Origin of the sequence: Lentzea aerocolonigenes, from assembly GCF_000974445.1 — a bacterium.
Classification (GTDB): Bacteria; Actinomycetota; Actinomycetes; order Mycobacteriales; family Pseudonocardiaceae; genus Lentzea; species Lentzea aerocolonigenes.
In genome coordinates, this window is record NZ_BBOJ01000018.1 from 93,469 (window position 1) to 115,059 (window position 21,591).

At 68.5% G+C, this 21,591-nt stretch carries 21 protein-coding genes; 14 read left to right on the forward strand and 7 right to left on the reverse strand.

All coding sequences use genetic code 11. The annotated features are described in order from the left end of the window. Positions 1-21: 21 nt before the first annotated feature. The gene (locus tag AOM45_RS32385) at positions 22-420 is read left to right on the forward strand and encodes a GNAT family N-acetyltransferase (protein WP_035911342.1); all 399 of its coding nucleotides are present in this window, start codon (positions 22-24) and stop codon (positions 418-420) included. Here the strand turns inward: AOM45_RS32385 and AOM45_RS32390 are convergent. Beyond that, positions 417-725, reverse strand: a complete 309-nt coding sequence (locus tag AOM45_RS32390; protein ID WP_051783962.1) for a hypothetical protein — start codon at positions 723-725, stop codon at positions 417-419. The genes AOM45_RS32385 and AOM45_RS32390 overlap by 4 nt on opposite strands. A gap of 15 nt (positions 726-740) precedes the next feature. Further along, positions 741-1,313 (reverse strand): PadR family transcriptional regulator, encoded by a 573-nt coding sequence (locus AOM45_RS32395; RefSeq protein WP_030469399.1) that lies wholly within the window; start codon positions 1,311-1,313, stop codon positions 741-743. Positions 1,314-1,370: 57 nt separating this feature from the next. Between AOM45_RS32395 and AOM45_RS32400 the strand changes: the two genes are divergently transcribed. Next, the gene (locus AOM45_RS32400) at positions 1,371-1,766 is read left to right on the forward strand and encodes a nuclear transport factor 2 family protein (RefSeq protein WP_030469398.1); all 396 of its coding nucleotides are present in this window, start codon (positions 1,371-1,373) and stop codon (positions 1,764-1,766) included. Here AOM45_RS32400 and AOM45_RS32405 read toward each other — a convergent pair whose 3' ends face one another. Together AOM45_RS32405 and AOM45_RS32410 are read right to left on the reverse strand one after the other, a co-directional pair. Further along, positions 1,767-2,234: a nucleotidyltransferase domain-containing protein gene (locus AOM45_RS32405; RefSeq protein WP_030469397.1), complete on the reverse strand. Its 468-nt coding sequence runs from the start codon at positions 2,232-2,234 to the stop codon at positions 1,767-1,769. Between the two features lie 212 nt (positions 2,235-2,446). Continuing rightward, entirely contained in the window at positions 2,447-4,774 is a 2,328-nt protein-coding gene (locus AOM45_RS32410; protein WP_059362814.1) for a CBM96 family carbohydrate-binding protein, read from the reverse strand. Positions 4,775-4,932: 158 nt separating this feature from the next. Here AOM45_RS32410 and AOM45_RS32415 point away from each other — a divergent pair, with 158 nt between their 5' ends. The 3 genes from AOM45_RS32415 (at position 4,933) to AOM45_RS32425 (ending at position 7,589) form a co-directional block, all read left to right on the forward strand. Beyond that, positions 4,933-5,841, forward strand: a complete 909-nt coding sequence (locus AOM45_RS32415) for an AraC family transcriptional regulator (RefSeq protein WP_030469395.1) — start codon at positions 4,933-4,935, stop codon at positions 5,839-5,841. A 99-nt stretch (positions 5,842-5,940) separates the two neighbouring features. Next, a complete protein-coding gene (locus AOM45_RS32420; protein WP_030469394.1) occupies positions 5,941-6,309 on the forward strand; it encodes an STAS domain-containing protein in 369 nt (122 codons plus the stop codon). Positions 6,310-6,320: 11 nt separating this feature from the next. Beyond that, positions 6,321-7,589, forward strand: a complete 1,269-nt coding sequence (locus AOM45_RS32425) for a prolyl oligopeptidase family serine peptidase (RefSeq protein ID WP_030469393.1) — start codon at positions 6,321-6,323, stop codon at positions 7,587-7,589. Between the two features lie 27 nt (positions 7,590-7,616). On the opposite strand, the gene AOM45_RS32430 is transcribed toward AOM45_RS32425, so the two are convergent. Beyond that, complete coding sequence (locus tag AOM45_RS32430) at positions 7,617-8,600, reverse strand: LacI family DNA-binding transcriptional regulator (protein WP_030469392.1); 984 nt, start codon at positions 8,598-8,600, stop codon at positions 7,617-7,619. A gap of 123 nt (positions 8,601-8,723) precedes the next feature. Here AOM45_RS32430 and AOM45_RS32435 point away from each other — a divergent pair, with 123 nt between their 5' ends. The 8 genes from AOM45_RS32435 to AOM45_RS53870 all read left to right on the forward strand — a co-directional run bounded on the left by AOM45_RS32435 (position 8,724) and on the right by AOM45_RS53870 (position 18,976). After that, positions 8,724-9,761 carry an ABC transporter substrate-binding protein gene (locus tag AOM45_RS32435; RefSeq protein WP_030469391.1) on the forward strand — a complete coding sequence of 346 codons (1,038 nt, stop codon included), beginning with the start codon at positions 8,724-8,726 and terminating at the stop codon, positions 9,759-9,761. Further along, the gene (locus AOM45_RS32440; protein ID WP_030469390.1) at positions 9,751-11,241 is read left to right on the forward strand and encodes a sugar ABC transporter ATP-binding protein; all 1,491 of its coding nucleotides are present in this window, start codon (positions 9,751-9,753) and stop codon (positions 11,239-11,241) included. Before AOM45_RS32435 ends, AOM45_RS32440 begins: the two co-directional genes overlap by 11 nt. Further along, positions 11,222-12,154: an ABC transporter permease gene (locus AOM45_RS32445; protein ID WP_030469389.1), complete on the forward strand. Its 933-nt coding sequence runs from the start codon at positions 11,222-11,224 to the stop codon at positions 12,152-12,154. Before AOM45_RS32440 ends, AOM45_RS32445 begins: the two co-directional genes overlap by 20 nt. After that, a complete protein-coding gene (locus AOM45_RS32450) occupies positions 12,151-13,101 on the forward strand; it encodes an ABC transporter permease (protein WP_030469388.1) in 951 nt (316 codons plus the stop codon). Before AOM45_RS32445 ends, AOM45_RS32450 begins: the two co-directional genes overlap by 4 nt. 13 nt (positions 13,102-13,114) lie before the next feature. Beyond that, positions 13,115-15,829, forward strand: coding sequence for an AbfB domain-containing protein (locus AOM45_RS32455; protein WP_030469387.1), 2,715 nt, complete (start codon positions 13,115-13,117; stop codon positions 15,827-15,829). 93 nt (positions 15,830-15,922) lie between these two features. Next, positions 15,923-16,429 carry an SRPBCC domain-containing protein gene (locus AOM45_RS32460; RefSeq protein ID WP_030469386.1) on the forward strand — a complete coding sequence of 169 codons (507 nt, stop codon included), beginning with the start codon at positions 15,923-15,925 and terminating at the stop codon, positions 16,427-16,429. 112 nt (positions 16,430-16,541) lie between these two features. Then, positions 16,542-18,794, forward strand: a complete 2,253-nt coding sequence (locus AOM45_RS32465; RefSeq protein WP_236703913.1) for a tetratricopeptide repeat protein — start codon at positions 16,542-16,544, stop codon at positions 18,792-18,794. Next, a complete protein-coding gene (locus AOM45_RS53870) occupies positions 18,791-18,976 on the forward strand; it encodes a DUF397 domain-containing protein (protein ID WP_081902313.1) in 186 nt (61 codons plus the stop codon). Before AOM45_RS32465 ends, AOM45_RS53870 begins: the two co-directional genes overlap by 4 nt. Here the strand turns inward: AOM45_RS53870 and AOM45_RS32470 are convergent. Both AOM45_RS32470 and AOM45_RS32475 read right to left on the reverse strand, forming a co-directional pair. Next, positions 18,969-20,000, reverse strand: a complete 1,032-nt coding sequence (locus AOM45_RS32470) for an FAD-dependent oxidoreductase (protein WP_030469384.1) — start codon at positions 19,998-20,000, stop codon at positions 18,969-18,971. The genes AOM45_RS53870 and AOM45_RS32470 overlap by 8 nt on opposite strands. Before the next feature lie 41 nt (positions 20,001-20,041). Then, positions 20,042-20,686 carry a class I SAM-dependent methyltransferase gene (locus AOM45_RS32475; protein WP_030469383.1) on the reverse strand — a complete coding sequence of 215 codons (645 nt, stop codon included), beginning with the start codon at positions 20,684-20,686 and terminating at the stop codon, positions 20,042-20,044. Positions 20,687-20,774: 88 nt separating this feature from the next. Between AOM45_RS32475 and AOM45_RS32480 the strand changes: the two genes are divergently transcribed. Continuing rightward, complete coding sequence (locus tag AOM45_RS32480; RefSeq protein ID WP_051783959.1) at positions 20,775-21,563, forward strand: heparin lyase I family protein; 789 nt, start codon at positions 20,775-20,777, stop codon at positions 21,561-21,563. Positions 21,564-21,591: the final 28 nt, after the last annotated feature.

Sequence of the window (21,591 nt, forward strand, 5' to 3'; positions counted from 1 at the left end):
GAGAAACGGTTCAATGCGGTGGTGATCTCGTACAACACCGATGTCAGCGAACTCAGTGAGGATGATCTCGCCGGGTTCTTCGTGGGCTGGCCTGCACCGCCGTCACCCGCCCAGCACCTCGCCGTGCTGCGCGGGAGCTACCGCGTGGTGGTCGCGCGCTCGCAGGACGAGGTCGTCGGCTTCGTGAACATGATCAGCGACGGGGTGCTCACCGCGTTCATCCCGTGGCTGGAGGTGCGGCCGGAGTTCCAGGGACAGGGCATCGGCACCGAGTTGATGCGCCGGGTCCTCGGCGAGGCGGAGCACCTCTACTCCGTGGACCTCGTGTGCGACGAGGAGCTGCGGCCGTATTACGAGCGCCTCGGCATGGTCGCGCTGACCGGGATGATCGTGCGCAACCGCGCCGCGTGTGAAGGCTAGATCCCTTCGAGGTCCAGCGTCTGCTGGTGCGGGCCGCCGGTGAACGAGCTCGTGAGCAGCCCGGCGGACCGGCACCGCCCGCACGACACGGGTGAGGTCGTCGGCTTGAACCGGGTGAAGTCCCAGCTGCCCGTGCCGACGTGACAGCCGGGGCCGGGCACCTCCAGCCCGAGCCAGCCCTGCAGCCGCACGGCGTGCACGACGTCGGATCCGTCGAGATATCCGTTGAGCCGTCCCGCGAACCGGTTGCGCGCCTCCTCCGCGGGCGCGCTGAGTGCCTCCTGCAACACCGAAATGCCGTTCATGGACCCGATTCAACCTCACGGGGACGCGTCGAGCCGCGCACCACGCCGCTCCAGCACCGCGAGGCAGCGCGCGCACCACCGCACGTTGTCCCGCTCGAACGACAAGCCTCGCAACAACGTCAGGTACGGCCCGACCCGTTCGGCGGTGGTCAGGAACTCCTCCTCGGTGCGGCCGTCGAGCAGTTTGGCCCTGAGGCGTTCGTACCGCGTGATCTTCGCCTCGGCCCACTGCTTGCGCTCGCGGATCGAGGCCTTCACCGCCTCGGTGTCACCGGAGTCCGCGGCCAGCACCGCCACCAGCAGCTCGTCGCGGATCGCGGTGGGCTTGTGCGGTTCGCCGGTGAACCTCGTCAGCTCCTCGCGACCCTTGGGTGTGAGGGAGAACAGCCGTTTGTTCGGCCTGCGCTCCTGCTCGACCGTGCGCGCCGCGACCAGCCCGTCGGCCTCCATCCGGTCCAGCTCGCGGTAGAGCTGCTGCGGCGTGCACATCCAGAAGTTCGCCACGGACGCGTCGAACGCCTTGGCCAGGTCGTAGCCGGACGCCTCCCCGTCGAGCAGGGTGGCCATCACGGCGTTGCGCAGCGACATATCAGCAGGTTACGGTGCTTCGACCTAGTCAACAAGTTGAGTATGTGAGGGTCTGCTGTGAACGCATTCCGCAAGGCAGTCGAGGCACGCGACACCGACGCCATGGCGGCCTGCCTGGCCGAGAACGTGGTGTTCACCAGCCCTGTCGCGTTCGCCCCGTACCCCGGCAAGCCGATCACCGCGGCGATCCTGCGCGGTGTGCTGCGGGTGTTCGAGAACTTCCGCTACGAGCGCGAGATCGCCGACGGCGTCAACCACGCGCTCGTCTTCCGCGCCGAGATCGGCGGCAAGGAGATCCAGGGCTGCGACTTCCTGCACCTCGACGCCGACGGGCTGATCGACGAGTTCACCGTGATGGTGCGGCCGCTGTCCGGCGCGCAGGCACTGTCGGAGGCGATGGCGGCGCAGTTCGAGCAGATCAAGGCCGAGGCGATGGAGGCGTACAACTCCTGATCAGGTCAGGTGCCGCAGCAGTGCGAGGTCGTGCAGGTCCCGTTCGCGCGGCTCGTAGCCCTGGTGGAAGTGGAGCTGCTGCTCGGCCGACAGGCACGGCACGGTGACGCCGAGGATCGTGCCGGTGACGAAGCACCTCGCCGGATAGCGGAACGGTTCGCCCGGCGTGAGCGACGACTGCTCGGCGCTGCCGTCGGCGGCGAACCGCAGCGGGTGCAGGTCGATCTCCCGGCCGGACGGGTCGGTGACCACGAACCGCACCGGCCGCCACGACAGGGTTTCCGCGAACCCGAGCCTCGCCAGCGCCGCGAGGACCTGGGGTTCCTGCTCCTCGCGGTGCAGGAGGTCGAGGTCCTCGTGCGGGCGGGTCTGCCTGCCCGCCAACGCGTCGACGCCCCAGCCGCCGGCGACCCGGACGTCGGTGCCGTCCAGCGCCGCCAGGATCTCGAGCACGTCCTCACCGGTCACGCCTCGGCACGGTAGTGATCCGGGTGGACTTGGCGCACGCGGATTTGCTGCTGCCTTGGGATTCGGCACGAGCTGCGCCGAAGATCCCGTGCTGCTCGAACACCTTGCCGTGAAGGGGATTCCGCTGGAGGGCCATGGGCACGCGGACGTGCTCGCCGCGGCCTGACCCGGCGGTGACCCGCCGGCGAAAACACCGGCGGGTCACCGTGAACTCACTGCTGTGGCACGAAGTACGACCGTTCGAGGTTGCCCGAGACGACACCGTCGGACGTCCGGCTCGACACGGTCAGGGAGAACGTTCCGCTGGACGACAGCGTCACGGTGAACCGCGCCTTGCCGTCCTCACCGACCGGAACGACCTGCGGCTGGTTGAACGCGATGTTCCACAGGACCTCGCGCGACCCGGCCAGCGCCGGTGTCACCACGAACTCGATCGGCTCACCCGGCCGTGCCGTCACCGGTCCGCCGTCCGGGTACTGCGGGCTCGTGACGACCGGCAGCGCCGCCTTCACCTGGAACGCGTAGGACCGCTCGTCCGACTCCACGCCGCCCGCCGTCACACCGATCACGGTCAGGTAGTGGTAACCGGGCTTCTTCGGTGCCCACTGGACCTGCGTGCCCGTGGTGCTCTGCCACGGCTCGTCGTCGAACTTGTACTTGTACGACACGACAGGCAGCCGCGGCGACGAGAACGTGAACGTGCCCGTCTGGCCCGGCGCGCCACCCGGCTCGTACCTGTAGTCGTTGCTCGTCACGTCCGGTGCCGGAGCTTCGGCGAGGAACTCACCGGTGCCCCAGCCCGAGCGCACACCCGCGGCGTTGAGGCTCGCCACCAGCATGGCGAAGTCGCCCTTCGCGGTGGGCGTGTACTCGAACGTCAGCGACCCGTTCGCGTTGGCGGGCAACTGCTTCTCCGGTTCGTCACCGACCTTGTACACGTACGACACCACGCCGGTGCGGCGCGTCGTCACGGTGACCGTGCGCGTCTGGCCGACCGTGCCGTCCCACGGGTCGACGTCGACCTCCGGCCGGAGCTGGTTCACCGAGAACGACCGTTCCGAGACACCGGACCTGGTGCCGGCGGCGTTGACGGTCCAGACCTTGATCTCGCGCCGCTCCGCACCCGGTTCGGTGAAGGTGACGGTCTTGCGGCCCGTCCGGTCCTCGGCGACGGGCACGGTCTGCTCGGCGCCGCCGTCGAGCTGGTAGACGAACTGGGTCGCGCCGTCCTGGTTGGCGGTGAACACGAAGTCGCGCGGCACACCGATCTCGAACAGCGGGACCTGGACGAACGGTGCTGTCGTGCGCACCCAGAACCGGTAGCTGGTGGTCGGCGAGCGGTGACCCGCCCTGTCGATGCCCGTGACGGAGACGGACAACGGACCGTCCGACGTCGGCGTGATGCTGACCGTGGCCTTGCCGCCGGGAGCGTCGGCGTTCACCCGGCCCCCGCCGACCCCGACGCCGCTGTACTCGAACGCGACGACGTCCTTGTCGCCCTTGGCGTCGAAGGTGAAGTCGCCGGGAACGCCCTCGCCGCCGTCACCGGGCGGCCCACCGTTCTCGCGGTAGGTCGTCGACGAGATCGCCGGCGCGGTGGCGGGCGGCGTGAAGTCGGCGGTGAACTGGCACGGCGCGGACCACTCGGAGGTCGCGAACCCGTCCTCGGTGCGGGCGGCGAACGCGTACACGCCGCCGTCCTTGACCATGCCCGCCGGGAACCAGCCGTTCAGGTAACCGCTGCCCGCCCACACCAGGCCTGACTCGACCCGTTGCTCGGGCGCGGCCACCGGCCAGAACGCCAGCCGGCCCTCCAGCCCGTAGGTGCCGTCGGCGTCGTGCGCGATCGCCGACACGGCCGGCTGAGCGTCGGAGTAGAAGTTCGTTGCAGGGTCACATGTTCCGTTGCCGACCTGGAGGTCCGTCGGGACACCGGGCGGCGTGTTGAAGGTCGTGCTGAGCACCGCCGCGGGGTCGTAGGTGCGGCCGTAGGAGACCTGGCCCTGCACCGGCTCGGCGATCCTCAGCGCGAACGTGATCTCGGTCCGGCCGCGCTCGAGCGCCTTCTTGATCGGCTCGGCGACGTTCCAGGTGACCCACGGCGAGACGCAGTCCTGGTTGGCGGTCGGCGCGATGTTCGTGATCTCCCAGGGCTGGTTCGCCCAGGTGATCCGTTCCTGCGGCTTCACGACCCACAGCTGGGTGGAACGCGGTTTGGTGCAGTCGTTCGCGGCCTTCTCGGGCGTCCTGAGCGATGCCGTGAACAGCTGCGTCCCCTTGAAACGCGACAGGTCGAACGTGAAGTAGGACTTGCCGATGTGGTGCCTGTCGTCACGCCAGGCGCCCACCCTCGCATCGCCCGTGGTGATCGACTTGTGCGGCTGCTTGGAGTCCGTGGTGACCCACCTGGCCGGTGAGAGCGTGGCCCAGTTGGGTTGCTGGGCGGCGTGCGCGGTGCCGGGCACCACCACGACGAGTCCTGCGACGAGCGCGGCGACGAGTGCCCCGGCGCCGCGCCAGGGTCTGCCTGAGCTTCTCATGTTCCCCCTATGACGAAACGTTCCGTGGATCGTGTCATCCGTCCAACGCCGGGTGGCACGGGTTTGTTGATTCCACATCGGACAATTTCGGGAGGTGTCAGCGGATGCGCCCGTCCTGGCGATGGACATCGTCAGGACGGGCGAGGATCGTGCAGCAGGTGGAGCAAGTCGTCGAAGCGACGGGCTTGGACGCGGCGCATGAGTTGCTGAGCGCGGCATACGGCCGGATGCGGCTCAACGGCGGTGTACGGCGTGCGAGGCTGCGAATGGCCTCGAGAGCACTCGGGCACGTCCGGTTCGACGAGGTCGACGGTCACATCGGTCTCGAGGTCGACAGCGAGCCGCCCGGTGCGTACCTGTTCGGGCACCTGGCGGGCGGCCGGATCTGCTACCAGTCGGACGGCGAGGAACGCCGCCTCGTCGCCGGTGACGTGTTCCTCGCGGTTCCTCCGGGCAGCCCCTACACGGCGACCGCCCAAGACCCGCAGGCGTCGATGGTCGTGCTCAGCCAGGCCGTCGTGGACGAGGTCGCCGAGGACGTCCGGTTCGTGGGCTGCCGCCCTCTCTCCGCTCGCGCCGCTGCGGCGTGGCGGTCCACCTGCGTCCTCCTGCACAACGAACTGCTGCCGGTGTTCGGAAGCAACCGCCTGGTCGTGGCGAACGCGACACGTCTGCTGGTGGCCACGACACTGGCCACTTTCCCGAACACCGGGCTGGTGGATCCCACGGCCGCTGATCGGCGCGACGCGCGTCCCCAGGCTTTGCGGCGCGCCATGGCGTTCATCGAGGACAACGCCGCGTCGGACATCACCGCCGCCGACATCGCGTGCGCCGCCCGTGTGTCCATTCGTGCGATGCAGCTCGCGTTCCGCCGTCACCTCGACATGACGCCGATGGCCTACCTCCGAAGCGTGCGTCTCTCGTGCGCACACGACGACCTGAAGGCGGGAAACGGTTCCGTGACCGCGATCGCTGCACGTTGGGGTTACGCCCGTCCGAGTGTCTTCGCGGCCCACTACCGCGCCGCTTACGGCGCTTCTCCGTCGCAAATCCTCCGGTCACGCTGACGCGCTTCGCTTTCCCGTGGGTGGGTTCGCTTCCGCTGCTATCGCCGCGCTCCGGGAGTGCGGTGAAGTGATGTCCACTTTCTGGCGATGTGAGGGGTTATGACCGCCTGTGAGACGACTCCGTTCGCCGTGCGGACGCAGCGCTCGGGAACCCGCTTCGTGGCCACCTGCCAGGGCGAGATGGACGTGACGACCTGCGACCTGTTCTTCGTCGCGGTGCTGCCCGGCATCACGGACCCGGCCACCGACCGCGTGTCGGTCGACCTGGCCGAGGTGACGTTCCTGTCCGCGAGCGGCCTGCGCAGCCTCCTGCTCCTGCTGTGCGCCGCGCACTACAACGGCAAGTCGTTCGACCTGCACCGAACCCAGCCCCAGGTGCGCCGAGTGCTGGACCTGTTCGGCTTCACCACCTTCAAAGCGGGCCTTGTGTGGGACGCGACCATGTCGCCGAAGGTCCGCCGTCACTAGCTTGACCAGCTATGTTGCTTCCGCTGGTACTCGTACTCGCGTTGACCCCGCCGGCCGCGGTGGTGAAGGTCCCGGGCGCCGAACATCAGCAGCTCGCCCATTTGGCCGACCTCACCACGACCGGCACCACCGCCACCGGCCACACCGACCCGGCCGACTGGGCGGGCCTGACGAGCGCCGCGCTGCCGGTGCCCGCCGCCGTCCCCGGCCTCCAGATCGACGGCTACTTCCCGGACAAGTCGTCCACGAACACCAACCACGGCTGGAACCATGACTCCCAGTTCGTGGTGCGCCTGCCCGACCACTGGAACGGCGGTCTGGTGGTCACCGGCGCACCTGGCGTGCGCGAGCAGTACGCGAACGACCGCGCGATCTCCGACTGGGTCCTGTCCCGCGGCTACGCCTTCGCCTCGACCGACAAGGGCAACACCGGCGCGCAGTTCTACCGCGACGGCCGCGCGGTGGAGGAGTGGAACCAACGCTTCACCCAGCTGACCGTGGCGGCTCGTTCCGTTGTGGCGCAACGCTACGGCCGTGGGCCGCGCCGGACGATCGCCACCGGCATCTCGAACGGCGGCTACCTCGTGCGCTGGCAGCTGGAGAACCGCCCGCACCTCTACGACGGCGGCGTCGACTGGGAGGGGACACTGTGGACGGTCGACGGCCCGAACCCGCTGACGTTCCTGCCACCGGTGCTCCGCGCCTACCCTTCCTACGTCGCCGGTGCGCCAGGCGCGCACGAGGCGATGGTGGCGGCGGGTTTTCCGGACGGCACGGAATTCCTGTGGGACTACCACTACCGCTACTACTGGGATCTGACGCAGCGGATCTACCGCGAGGAGTTCGACCCGTCTTTTGACGGCGCATTGGAGGCCGGGGTGCCGTTCTGCGCTTCCGGAACGCCGTTGTGCGACGCGGACTACTCGTACGCCGAGCGGCGCCGCGTCGCCGGGCCGTTGGTGTCGCGGATCGACCTGACCGGTGTGGTCAAGCGGCCGTTGCTGACGGTGCACGGGACGTACGACGTGCTGCTGCCGATCAGTCAGGACTCGGACGTGTACGCGGCCATGACACCTGATCGGTTGCACCGGTACTACCGGGTGGAGCAAGGGACGCACGTGGACGGGCTCGTGGACGCGTACCCGGATCGGTTGCGGCCGTTGGCGCCTTGCCACCGTGCGGCGTTCGTGGCGCTGGAGAGGTGGTTGGACGGGGTGGAGCCGCCGGCGTCGGCGACGTTGGGGCGGCCGGCGGACGTGGCGACCTGTCCGCTGTCGTGATCCAATCAACCACGTGGGCACCTGCGGTCATCGAGCCACAGTGCTTTCCCGCACCAGCAACGAGAACGGCGTTTCCACGTGCTCCAGGGCCGGCGACTCGGTCTGGCGGTGCAGCAGGTCGACGGCGGCGCGGGCGATGGAGCCCTTGTCAGGTGCGACGGAGGTCAGGGACGGGGAGCTGTAGACGCTCTCCTCGTTGTTGTCGAAGCCCACGACGGCGAGGTCGGCGGGCACCCGCACGAAACGTTCGGCGGCTGCCCGCATCGCGCCGATGGCCAGGAGGTCGTTGAAGCAGAACACGGCGTCCGGCGGGTTTCGCAGGTCCAGCAACGACTTCATGGCGGCGGCACCGTCGGCGCGGTGGTAGTTCAACGCCGGCACCACCAGTTCGTCCAGGAACGGCAGACCGGCCTCTTCCAACGCCGAACGGTATCCCTCCAGGCGCAGGGCAGCGGTGCCGCGGTGCGGGTGGGCGCCGATCGCGGCGATTCGCTTGCGGCCCAACGAGATCAGGTGGCGGACCGCAACCCGCGCCGCGGCCACGTTGTCGATGCCCACGCGGGAGATCGGGACGTCCACCGCGTGCTCGCCGAGCAGCACGGACGGGACGGAGAGCTGGAAGTCGTCCACGTGCAGGGCTTCCGGGCTCAGGATCGCGGCGTCGACCAGGTGCGGGCCCAGGGAGGCCAGCGCTGATCGTTCGCCGGAGAGGGTGCCGAAGGTCTGCTCGATGAGCACGTTCCACTCGTGTTCCTGGGCCGCGGCGATGACCAGGCCCGTGAGCTCCGCGAAGTAGGGGATCGAGAGCTCCGGCAGGACCAGGGCGATGGAGCCGGTGCGGCCGCGGCGCAGGTTGCGGGCGCCGAGGTTCGGGCGGTAGCCGGTGGCCTCCAGTGCCTCCTCGACGCGGCGGCGGTTGTCCGGTTTCACGAACGAGTAGCCGTTGACCACGTTCGACACGGTCTTCACTGAGACGCCCGCCAAACGGGCGACGTCCTTGAGCGTGGCCAACGCCAGCCTCCAGAGTGGTACCGGGAAAAGTACCGGGAAGTGTTTCGTCTTTACATCGTTGGAACAACGATGGAAATCTAACTGGTGAGAGCGCGACCACAACAGTCCGGGTAGGAGCCAACGATGTCTCGCATGCTGCTCATCGCCGTCACCGCCCTCCTCGTGACAGGGTGCACCGCCAGAGAAGGCGGGGGGACCGCGGCCAGTGGCGGGCCCGCCGCCAGCGCCGCGCAGCAACAGGCCTCCGGTCCCAGCTGTGCGCGCGCCAGGACCGGATACCCGCAGGTCGACCTCAAGGGCGCGACGGTCGGGTTCTCGCAGTCGGAGAAGGAAGCGAACCCGTTCCGCACCGCCGAGACGCAGTCGGTCAGGGACGAGGCGGCGAAGCGCGGGGTGAACCTGCTGGTCACGAACGCGCAGAGCGACCTCAACAAGCAGATCAGCGACATCAAGTCGTTGCTGGACCGCGGCGCGAAGCTGCTGATCGTGGCACCGCTCAACTCCGACGGCCTGCAGCCCGCGTTCGACGCCGCGAAGGCCAAGCAGGTGCCGGTCGTGACGATCGACCGCAAGGTGACCTCGCAGCCCTGCACGGACTACCTCACGTTCATCGGCTCCGACTTCGTGGAGCAGGGCAAACGTGCCGCGAAGCAGATGGTCAAGGCGACCGGCGGCAGCGGCAATGTCGCGATCCTGCTCGGCGCGTCGGGCAACAACGTGACGGTCGACCGGACCAAGGGCTTCAAGGACGGCATCGCCGGCACCGGCCTGCAGGTGGTGGCCGAGCAGACGGGCGAGTTCGACAGGTCCAAGGGGCAGGCCGTGATGGAGCAGCTGATCCAGAGCAACCCCGACATCACCGCTGTCTACGCGGAGAACGACGAAATGGGCGTCGGCGCCGTCACCGCCCTCAAGGCCGCAGGCAAGACACCGGGCAAGGACATCAAGCTCGTGTCCGTCGACGGCACGCGCAACGCCGTGCAGCTGATCGCGGACGGCAGTTACACCGCGGTGATCGAGTCCAACCCGCGCTTCGGGCCACTCGCGTTCGACACGCTGGAGAAGTTCGGCAAGGGCGACGAGATCGCGCAGAACATCGTGATCTCCGACGACGAGTACGACACGTCCAACGCCGCCCAGAAGCTCGACAATGCCTACTGATCCGGTGATCGAGGTCGCCGGCGTCACGAAGACCTTCGCCGGCGTGCGGGCGCTCGACGACGTGGACTTCACCCTGGAGAAGGGCGAGATCCACGCGCTGGTCGGGGAGAACGGCGCCGGCAAGTCCACGCTGATCAAGGTGCTGACCGGCATCCACACCCCGGACGCCGGACGCGTCGAGCGGCACGGCCGGATCTCCACGATCTACCAGGAGGTCAACCTCGTCCCGCTGATGAGCGTGGCCGCGAACCTGTTCCTCGGCCGCGAGCCGCGCACCCGGCTCGGCCTGATCGACCGTGCCCGCCGCGACGCCGACGCCGCCGCGCTGCTCGGTGGCTACGGCATCACGGCGGACGTGCGCAGTCCACTCGGGACACTCGCGGTCGGCGAGCAGCAGATGGTGGCGCTGGCCAGGGCGGTCCAGGCGGAGGCGGACGTCGTGATCATGGACGAACCGACGTCGTCACTGGAACCACGCGAGGTCGAGACGTTGCTCGGCGTCGTCGCGAAGCTGCACGAGGCGGGGATCGCGGTCATCTACGTCAGTCACCGCATGGACGAGCTGTACCGGATCTGCGACCGCGTCACCGTGCTGCGGGACGGGAAACGCGTGCACACCGGCTCCCTGGCGGAACTTCCGCGCATCGAGCTGGTCTCGCTGATGCTGGGCCGCTCGGTCACCGAGATCCGCAAGCACGGCACCACGGCGTTCGGCGAGGACCACCACGCCGACACCGAACCCGTGCTCGAAGCACGCGACCTGACCAGCACACCGCGCATCAACGGGGTCACCGTCTCGATCCGGCCCGGCGAGGTCGTGGGCCTCGCCGGACTGCTCGGCTCCGGCCGCACCGAGACCGCGAAAGCGATCATCGGGGCGCTCCCGCTCGACCGCGGCACGGTGCTCGTCGCGGGAAAACCCGTGCCGCGCAACGTGAAAGCAGCCACCAGAGCGGGCATCAGCATGCTCGCGGAGGACCGCAAGACGGAGGGGATCATCCCGAACCTGTCCGTGCGCGAGAACATCGTGCTGGCCGCGCTGCCCAAGCTGAGCCGGTTCGGCGTGACCAGCAGGGCGAAGCAGGACCGCATCGTCGACACGTTCGTCAAACGCTTGCGCATCAAGGTGTCCAGCCCGGAGCAGAAGGTCTCCGAGCTGTCCGGCGGCAACCAGCAGAAGGTGCTGCTGGCCAGGTGGTTGTGCACCGAGCCCAAGATCCTCCTGCTCGACGAACCGACCCGCGGCATCGACGTCGGTGCCAAGGCCGAGGTCCAGGCGTTGATCGACGAGCTCGCGCGGGAAGGCCTGGCGGTGCTGCTGATCAGCTCCGAGCTGGACGAGCTGCTCGACGGCGCGGACCGGCTCGTGGTCCTGCGGGACGGGGCGGTCGCGGGTGAGCTGGAGGGAGCCCGGCTCACCCGCGAGCACGTGCTCGCGGCGATCGCGGCGGAGGTGATGGATGACGCTGACAGCCACTAGAACGCGCTGGCTGCAGGACAACGGTGTCTACGTCGCCGTGGTGGCCCTGCTGCTGTTCAACGCCGTGTTCACGGCCAACTTCCTGACGCTGGGCAACTTCCGCACCCAGCTCGTCCAGGCGGCGCCGGTGCTGATCGTGGCGCTCGGCATGGCGCTGGTGATCGGCACCGAGGGCGTCGATCTGAGCGTGGGAGCGGTCATGGCGCTGGCCGCCGCGATCATCCCGCTCTACCTCGGCGCAGGCCCGGTCCCCGCAGTCCTGATGGCGCTCGTGGCCGGCCTGGTCGCGGGACTCTTCAACGGGTTCCTCGTCGCGAAGGTGGGCATCCAGCCGATCGTCGCCACCCTCGCGCTGCTCGTGGGTGGCCGCGGCCTCGCACTGGTCATCGCGAACGGCCAGCTGGTCCAGCTCCACGACCCGGCGTTCCTCGCGCTCGGCACCGGCGACGTCCTCGGCATCCCGATCAGCGTGCTGATCGCGGTCGTGCTGGCGGTGGCGGTCGCAGCGCTCACGAACCGCACGACGTTCGGCCGGCAGCTCGTCGCGGTCGGCGGCAACCGCAGGGCGGCCGCGCTGGCGGGTCTGCCGGTCAACCGGGTGCTGATCGGCGTCTACACGATCTGCGGCGTGCTCGCGGCCGTCTCCGGCGTCCTCGCCACGTCCAGGCTCGGCGCCGGCGACCCCGCGGACATGGGCCTGCTGATGGAGCTGTCCGCGATCACCGCTGTCGTCGTGGGCGGAACTCCGCTCACCGGCGGCAAGGTGCGCGTTCTCGGCACGGTGACGGGAGTGGTGCTGATGCAGCTGGTCAGGGCCACGCTGATCAAGCACGATCTGCCGGACTCGATCGCCCAGATGATCCAGGCCGCGATCATCGTCGCCGCCGTGTACGTGGCACGGGAGCGCCGATGACGACGTTGACGGCGGCAACGAGAACCAAGGTCCTGCAACGCCAGGGCTCCGCGGTCGCGCTCGTGCTGGTGGTCGCAGTGTCCTGGCTGGTCTTCCCGCGCTTCGGCAGCCTCGACAACCTCCGCGACCTCGCCCTGCAGGGCTCGTTCCTCGCGGTGATCGCGCTCGGCATGACGTTCGTGATCATCACCGGAGGGATCGACCTGTCCGTCGGCTCGGTCTACGCGCTGGGAGGCGTGCTCGCCGCCTGGGGCTCGCAGTACGGGTTCCTGGTGGCGCTCGCACTGCCGTTGGTGGTGTGCGCGGGAATCGGCCTGGTCAACGGGCTGCTGATCGCCCGCACGAACATGGCGCCGTTCATCGTGACGCTGGCGTCGCTGCTGTTCGCGCGCGGGCTCCTCCTCGCCATCACCGACGAGGGCGCCACCACGTACCAGATCCCGCCCGACAGCGCGTTCGTCGAGCTCGGCCGCGGCACCGTGTTCGGCTTCGGCTACCCGATCTTCGTCGCGGCCGCGCTCTGCCTCCTGGGCGGAGTGGTCCTCAACCGCACGAGCTCCGGCCAGAACGTGTTCGCGACCGGCGGCGCGGAGCAGTCCGCGATCCTGATGGGCGTTCCCGTGGCCAGGACCAAGATCGGCGTCTACACCGCGAGCGGCACGCTGGCCGGGCTCGCCGGTGCTCTGACCGCCGCCTACCTGCAGTCGGGCGTCACGGTCATCGGCGTCGGCACCGAGCTCGACGCCATCGCGGTCGTGGTCATCGGCGGCACCCTGCTGACCGGCGGCACGGGCATGGTCCTCGGCACCGTCATCGGCGTCGGCCTGATCAAGGTCATCCAGAACGTGATCAACCAGATCGGCACCCTCGACAGCAACTACCAGTCGGTGGTCAGCGGCGTCTTCCTGCTCGTCGTCGTTGTCCTGCAACGAGTTCTTCGGAGATGAAAAGGGGGAACCCATGGCCAGACGCGTCCTGGGCGTGTTGGTCGGAATCCTGATCGCAACCACAACAGTCGTACCGGCAGCGCACGCGGCGGAGTGGGTGCCGAAAACCCCTCCGCTCACGACACCCTGGACGTCCCAGGTGTCGCCCTCCAACGCCCTGCCCGAGTACCCGCGCCCGCAGCTCGTGCGCACCGAGTGGCAGAACCTCAACGGTGTCTGGGAGTTCACCGGAGCACCGAACTTGAACGACCCGCCGATCGGCAGGCCGCTGGCTGAGGGCGTTCTCGTGCCGTACCCGATCGAGTCCGCGCTGTCGGGCATCAAACGGCACGAGGACAACATGTTCTACCGTCGCACGTTCACCGTGCCGTCCACTTGGAACGGACGGCACGTGAAGCTCAACTTCGGCGCCGTCACCTGGCAGACCAGGGTGTGGATCAACGGCAGGGAGGTGGGCGCGCACACCGGTGGCTTCGACGCGTTCTCGTTCAACATCTCGGCGGCGCTGACGCTCGGTGTGAACGAGATCGTCGTCGGTGTGCACTCACCGGTCGACGGCAGCCGCTACCCGATCGGCAAGCAACGGAAGACGCCGGGCGGGATCTTCTACACCGCCGCGTCCGGCATCTGGCAGACCGTGTGGCTGGAACCGGTGCGAGCCGAGCACATCACGCGCCTGGACACGACCCCGAACGTCGGCGCGAGCGCGCTCGACCTGGTCGTGCGGAGCACCGCCGGGCAGTCCGTCACCGCCGAGGTGCTCAGCGGTGGCCAGGTGGTCGGCAGGCAGACCGGCACAACCGGTTCTTCTCTGCGGATTCCGGTGCCGAACGCCAGGTTGTGGTCGCCGGACGACCCGTTCCTCTACGACCTGCGCGTGACACTGGCGGGCGGGGACGTCGTGACCGGTTACTTCGGCATGCGCTCGCTCGGCAAGGCGATGGTCGGCGGCGTGATGAGGCCGTTGCTGAACGGGAAGTTCGTCTTCCAGATCGGCACGCTCGACCAGGGCTACTGGCCGGACGGCATCTACACCGCGCCGACCGACGAGGCGTTGCGCTGGGACCTCGAACGCCAGAAAGCACTGGGGCTCAACATGATCCGCAAGCACATCAAGGTCGAACCCGCGCGCTGGTTCTACCACGCCGACCGGCTCGGTCTGATGGTGTGGCAGGACATGCCGGCCGTCGACGCGGTGGACGAGGTGCCGAACTCCCACGCCGACTACGAGGCCGAGCTGCGCCGGATGATCGACCAGCTCAAGGGCATCACGTCGATCGTGCAGTGGGTGCCGTTCAACGAGGGCTGGGGCGAGTACGACGCGGCCAGGATCGTCGACCTGGTCCGCGGCATCGACAACACCCGCCTGGTCAACCACAACTCGGGTTCCAACTGCTGCGTCTCCGATCCCGATCCCGGCAACGGCGACGTGATCGACGACCACGCCTACCAGATCACGACCGCCACCCGGCAGCCCGACGGCAACCGCGTCGCGGTGCTGGGCGAGTTCGGAGGCCTGGGGCGTCGAGTCGCCGGCCACGAGTACGAGCCGGGCAACGGGTTCGCCTACGGCGCGCTGTACCCGGACGAGCAGTCGCTGACCAAGCGGTACGAGGAGATCACCAAGCAGGTCGCGCGGATGGTGCACACGCGCGGGCTCTCCGCGTCGGTCTACACCGAGCCGTACGACGTGGAGAACGAGATCAACGGCTTCTACACCTACGACCGCCGCGTGCTGAAGATGACCGAAGCACGGGTGCGCGACATCAACCAGAAGGTGCTCGCGATCGCGCGCGGCACCGCGGTCGGCCCGGACGACGTGGTCTCGTTGCGCGTCACCACGAGCGGCTTCACCAACCGGTACCTGCGCCACCAGGACGGGCTGGTCCGCACGGACGAGATCAGCACCGATCTCGGCAGACTGGACGCGACGTTCCACGTGCGTCCCGGACTTGCCGACACCGCCTGCCTCTCGTTCGAGTCGCGCAACTTCCCCGGCCAGTTCCTCAGGCACAGCAACGGCCGCATCCGCAAGGACGTCAACGACGGCACGATCGCGGCCGATGCGACGTTCTGCGCGCGCGAGGGCAGCGGCGGCACCGCGCTGGAGTCGTTCAACCAGCGCGGTTCGTTCATCAGGCACTACGTCGAGGGCGTCTACCTGGCGCGCAGCGGCGGCCCGAACCCTTGGGACACACCGAACTCGTTCGCCGCGGACACCACGTGGGCGGTCGGCGTCGCGCTGTGGCGCAGCGGCGCCGACCTGCCGCTGGACCAGGCCAGGTCGTTCCGCGTGACCACACCGGGCTTCACGGACCGCTACCTGCGGCACCGCGACGGCCTGGCGCGCACGGACGTCGTTTCCGGCACGAGTGACGACCTGCTGAAGTCCGACGCGACGTTCGTGATCAGACGCGGTCTTGCCGACCAGACCTGCTACTCGCTCGAGTCGCGCAACTTCCCCGGCGACTTCCTGCGGCACGCGGACTTCCGCGTCCGCCTGAACGCCAACGACAACACCGACCTGTTCCGTCGTGACGCCACGTTCTGCGCCCAGCCGGGCACCGGTGGCGTGCGGCTGGAGTCGGTCAACGAGCTCGGCACCAACATCCGTCACTACGCGGAGGAGGTCTGGGTCGCCTCGAACGGCGGCGCGCACACGTACGACAACCCTGCCTCGTACAACCAGGACGTGAGCTGGGCAGTGAGCTCACCCTGGGCACCGTGACTCCGTTGCTGACCGCCTGATCGGCCGATGCCCACCGGGACGTAGACGCGTATTTTCTTCACGTCTGCGTCCCGGTGGATCCGAGGTGGTCACGTGTTGGCAGCCGGTCTGGTGCTCGCAGTGCTGGCGAGCGGTTCTCCGCTGGATCCGAGAGAGCCCGGCGAGCACTCGGTGGTCTACCGGGTCGACACAGTCGTCTCGGCACCTGCCGAGCGCATCTACGGCCTGCTCACCGACTTCCCGGGCTACGCGAGCTGGAACCCGTGGGTGACCAGGGCCGTGGGCGGCACCTCGCCCGGCGACGAGGTGAAGGTCGACGTCGTCCTCGGCTCGCTGACCATGGCCGCGAAGCACACCGTGCTCAACGGCGTGCCAGGCCGGCGCTTCTGCTGGAAGGACGCGGGCTGGAACTCGTGGTTCGTCTACGGCCAGCGCTGCCGCACGCTCACCGCGCAGCCCGACGGGACCGTGCTGGTGTCCAACGAGCTGCTGATCGACGGCGTGCTGTCCGGTGGGGCGGACCACTTCATGGGCAAGGCGATGCGGGATGGCATGCAGGCGGAGAACGCGGCCCTGAAGCGTGTCGCCGAATCGTCGTAGCCGCGTGAGTCATGGACAGAAGCTGGTCATCTGACCCACATGAGTGGTCAGGCGATCGGCTCGCGGTGATCCTGGACCGATGAACGACCCGCAACCGACCTTCCGTTCGGAGATGTCCGGTGTCGCGGGCAGTGTGGTCCAAGCAGGAGATGTGCACGGTGGGCTGCACGTGCATGAAGCCAAGTCCGCTGACGCCGGTACGCCCCGGCAGTTGCCCGCCGACGTCAGGGGCTTCGTGAACCGGGTCGCTGAGCTGGGCCGTCTGGATCACCTGTTGCGCGACGGCACGCCCGGGCTCGCGGCTCCTGCTGTCGTGCTCATCGCGGGCACGGCTGGTGTGGGCAAGACGTCGCTGGCAGTGCACTGGGCTCAGCGCGTGCGGAACCGGTTCCCGGACGGTCAGCTCTACATCAACCTGCGTGGTTACGACCCCGGCGCGCCGGTGACACCCGAGTCGGCGTTGAATCTCTTCCTGCAGGCACTGGGTGTCCGAGCGAGTGCCATTCCCGCGGACCCGCAGGCCAAGGCGATGTTGTACCGGTCGCTTGTGGCTGATCGACGTGTACTCGTGGTGCTGGACAACGCTGCGACGGTGAGCCAGGTCCGTCCGCTGCTTCCCGGCACGGCGAGCTGCCTCGTGCTCGTGACCAGCCGGAACCGCATGCCAGGCCTCGTGTCGAGGGACGGTGCCGTCCGCGTCACCGTCGACGTGCTGGACGATGACGAGGCGGTCACGTTGCTTCGAAACCTCGTCGAGGATCACCGAGGTGCGGACGACCTGGCAGAGTTGAACGAACTATCCCAGCTCTGTGCACGCCTACCGCTCGCACTGAGGATCGCGGCGGAGAGAGCGGCAGCCCGTCCCTGGATGGCGCTGTCGGAACTGATCCACGATTTGCGGGACGAGTCCGCGTTGTGGGAAGCGCTGTCGAGTGCCGATGACGACGAGGTCGACGCCGTCCGGACCGTGTTCGCTTGGTCGTACAGGGCGCTCCCGGATGCCGCGGCGCAACTCTTCCGCCGGCTCGGACTGCACCCCGGCGCCGAGTTCGGCTTGGGCGTGGCCGCCGCGTTGGCAGGAGTGACCACGGGCGCTGCCCGTCACGTGCTGGACGTGCTGCTCGCCGGTCATCTGCTCGAACAAGTCGGTCCTGACCGGTATCAGCTGCACGACCTGTTGCGTGCCTACGCGATCGACCAGGTGCGCCACGACGAGCCACCGGAGGGGCAAAGGGCTGCGGTCCACCGAATGCTGAGCTGGTACCTGAGCACTGCGCAGGAGGCTTACCTGGTTGTCGCGCGTGGTGGCCGCCATCTGAAGATCGACGTGGAGGCCTGTGAGCTGCCCTCGGCACCTGGGCCGTTCGCGAATCGCGCGCAGGCGCTGACCTGGTACTCGAGGGAGAGAGCCAATCTCATGATGGCGACTCGAACCGCTGCCGCGTGGGGATTCGATCGCATCGCCTGGCAGATACCGGGAGCGCTGGCGGTCATCTACGACAACCACGATGCCGCAGACGTGTGGCTGGCCACCGAACAGCTCGCGTTGGAGGCGGCTCGGCGGGTCGGCGACCGGTACGGGCAGGGTGTTGTTCTGGACAGGCTGGGGATCAAGTTCCGGAGGCTGCGGCGGGTGGACGAAGCGATCGACTGCTTCCGCGACGCTTCGGAGGTGTTCGATTCCCTGGGAATCGGTATCGGCAAGGCGCGGGTCATCAACGGTATGGGGGTGGTCTACATGGAGGCAGGGCAGCTTCAGGAGGCCCGGACCGCGTTCGAGCGGGCGATCGAGGCCGCTTGGTTGAACGAGGGTGAAACGTCGTTGCGGGCCCTTTCCACCGTCAACCTCGGTGACACGCATCTGAGACTCGGTTCTCCGGAGAACGCGTTGCGTTGCGCCGCCGACGCGTTGCCGACGCTGAGGAAGCTCGACGACGTGATCATGGAGTGCGTCGCGACCCGGCTACAGGGTGCCGCCCAGCGTGAACTGGGGATGCTTGAGGAGTCGCGGATCTCTCTCCAGAGGGCAGTCGAGGCAGTCCGCCGCGCGGGCAACCTCGTCGCGGAGTGTGAAGTCTTCCTCGAGCTCGCGCGGCTCGAGATCGCCGAAGGGTCGCCAGCGGACGCACTCGTCTCTGCTCAACGCGCGATTGTCATCGCCCGGCAGTTCGGCGCCGCGACTGTGGAAGCAGAGGCGTTGGACGTCACCGGGACCGCCTATCGGAAGCTCGGCCGCCAGACGGACGCAATGCACTTTCACCGCCAGGCTGTGGAGCTTCATCGGTCCACTGGGAATGTCGCCGGAGTGGATGCGGCGACGCGTCATCTCTCCACCGCGTTGGAAAGCCGGGAAGGTGAGCTGTGACGACAGGAGGGGCCCGATGGAGAAAGTCGCGCACCAGCAACGCGAGCTGCAGCTGTGTCGAGGTGCGTCCGTCGACGACCGGCGTTCACGTTCGTGACAGCAAGCACGTCGAGTCAATGCTGTGGGTTGGTGCTGTCGGCTGGAAGGTGTTCGTAGGAATGGTCTCAGGGTCCTCTAGGTGAACAAGATCCGTTTGGCCAAGGCCTTGCCCACCGGCGTCCGCAACCCCGCGAACGCCAGCTCGGCAAGGCCCGGCTCGCGCACCAGCGACAGCCCACGCCGCATCAACGACCGAACCCGGTAGCGCCTCCGCAGCGCCGCGCCGTCGTAGTGCTCCAGCACGAACCTGTTGCCACTGCGCAGGTAGTCGAACGTGACCGAGGCCGCGAGCTCGGACATCCGCAGGCACGGATCGAGCCCGCCCGCGGTGAGCGGGGAGACCGCGCCCGCCGCGTCACCGACCAGCAACCCCTGCGGCGACACGATTCTGCGCAGCAGCCCGCCGACCGGGATGGGTCCGCCGCGGCGCTGGACCGGACCGGCCGGTTCCGGGGTGGGGAAGCTGTCGCGGAACCGTTGCAGCAGCTGGGGGAGCGGTGCGCGGAACCTGTCCGCGCGGCCGGCCAGGCCCACGTGGGCGTGTTCGCCGTCGTCGATCACCCACGCGAGGTAGCCGGGGGCGAGGCGCGGGTCAACGACGCAGTGGAACGTGGGCGTCGAGCCGGTCCTGACCGGGTAGACCTCCTCGATGCCGGTGATCAGCTGCCGGTTGACGTCGAGGCCGAGCTTCTTCGCGACCGTGGAGCGGGCGCCGTCCGCGCCGATGGTGAAGCGCGCCTTCGTCGACTTCGCGGGATAGCTCGCGTTCAACGTGACCTGCGCGCCTGCTCGTCGTGCGTCCTCGACGGCCTGGGCGTAGATGCCGGCCATGTCGCCGACGCGGAACTCGTCGCGGGCGCTGGTGAGCTCGACCGGGTCCCGGTGCGACGGCGGGTAGAGCAGCACGCGCCGGACCGCGGGGCCGAGGTGCGGCAGCGCGTAGTCGTCGAGAGTGCGCCGGACGAAGATGCCGGTCGTGCGGATGCCTGTCTCGAGGCTCGTCCTGCGCTCGCACACGGCCACGTCGAGACCTGCTTCCGCGAGCAGGCGCGCGGTGTTGAGACCGGCCAGGCCGGCGCCGACGACGAGCACGTCCACGGTGTCCATGCCCGACGGTAGAACCGGCCCGCGGTGCTCCGGCCGCACCTTCACGAGATCTGCACAGCATCTCCACAACCCTTGCGCACCAACAGGTACACCTGGTGGAACGGTCGCTCGCCCTCGTGGGGCTCGCGCCGCATCCTCCCGACCTCGGTGAAACCGTTCTGGCGCAACAGGTTCACGAGACTGTCCGGCGACCACCGGTAGGCGAGCGCGACCTTGTGGTCGAACGCCTCCGGTCGCGGATCGTCACCGGCGAAGAAGCCGAGCATCAGATGACCGCCCGGTGCCAGCACGCGTTCGAACTCGGCGAACGCGACCGGCAGCTCGTCCGGTGGCGTGTGAATGATGGAGAACGACGAGAGAACGCCGCCGAGAACCCCGTCGGCGAGGTCCAGCGCGGTCATCGACCCGATCTCGAAGCGCAGGTCCGGATGCGCGCGGCGGGCGATGGCGATCATCTCGGGGGACAGGTCGATGCCGAACGCGCTCAGGCCCAGCCCGGTGAGGTGGGCGGTCACGTGGCCCGGCCCGCACCCGATGTCGGCGACGGGGCCCTGGTCGCGCACGAGATCCGCGAACGCGGCGAGCATCGCGCGTTCCAGCGGCAACGTCCTCAACACGTCGCTGAACAGTTCGGCGTAGAGGGGTGCGACGGCGTCGTAGGCGGCCCTGGTGTCGAGTTCGGTCACAGTCAGAACCTTGACACATCGGAGGTCTTTCGCTGATCGTGGAGCGTACCGCCGCCTCGGACCGCCGCCCTGGTTCGAGGAGGAATCGATGGAGTTGTTCAACCGCCGCATGGCAATGCGAGGAGCGCTCGCCATCGCCGCGACGCCGTTCGCGGCCGGTGCCGCGTCCCCAGGAGCGAGCGCAGACGTGGGATCACTGGCGTTCGTGCAGAAATGGGCGCCGAACCCCGGTTCGGCCGGACTGAAGGCGTTCGTCGGCATCGAGGACGACCGCGCGAACTCGCACCCGTCCGCCACGCACATCTTCGCCGAGAGCGACCAGTACCGGTTCGTGATGCACAGGTCCGACCGCGACGGATCGGACCGGCAGCGCCAGGAGGTCCGCGCGATCCAGACCAACGGCACCCGCCACGACATGAAGAAGGGCGAGACCTGGCGCTACACCTACCAGATGTACATCCCCAGCTCGTTGAAGGGGACCACCAGCTTCACGCACATCTTCCAGGTCAAGCACACCGGCGTCGCCTCGCCCGTGGTCACCGTGTCGCTGTTCCGCTCCGGCTCGGCGGAGTCGGTCGAGATGCGGCTCTTCGGTGCCGGCCAGGCGAAACTCGGCAGCACGCCGCTGGCACCGCTGCGCAACAGGTGGATCGACGTCGAGATCGAGATCAAGGTGGCCGACTCCGGCAGCCTGCGGTTCGCCCTGAGGGACGGCGGCACCACGATCGTCAACGCGTCGCGCTCCGGTTTCGACACGTGGCTCGGCGGTGACCAGGCGCATCCGAAGTGGGGCATCTACCGGTCTCTCGGCGACTCCGCCCAGCTCCAGGACACCTACCTGCTGCTGCGGAACATGAAGGCCTACCGGAACGAATGAGGTGTTCCCAGGCGACCGTCCAGAGGTG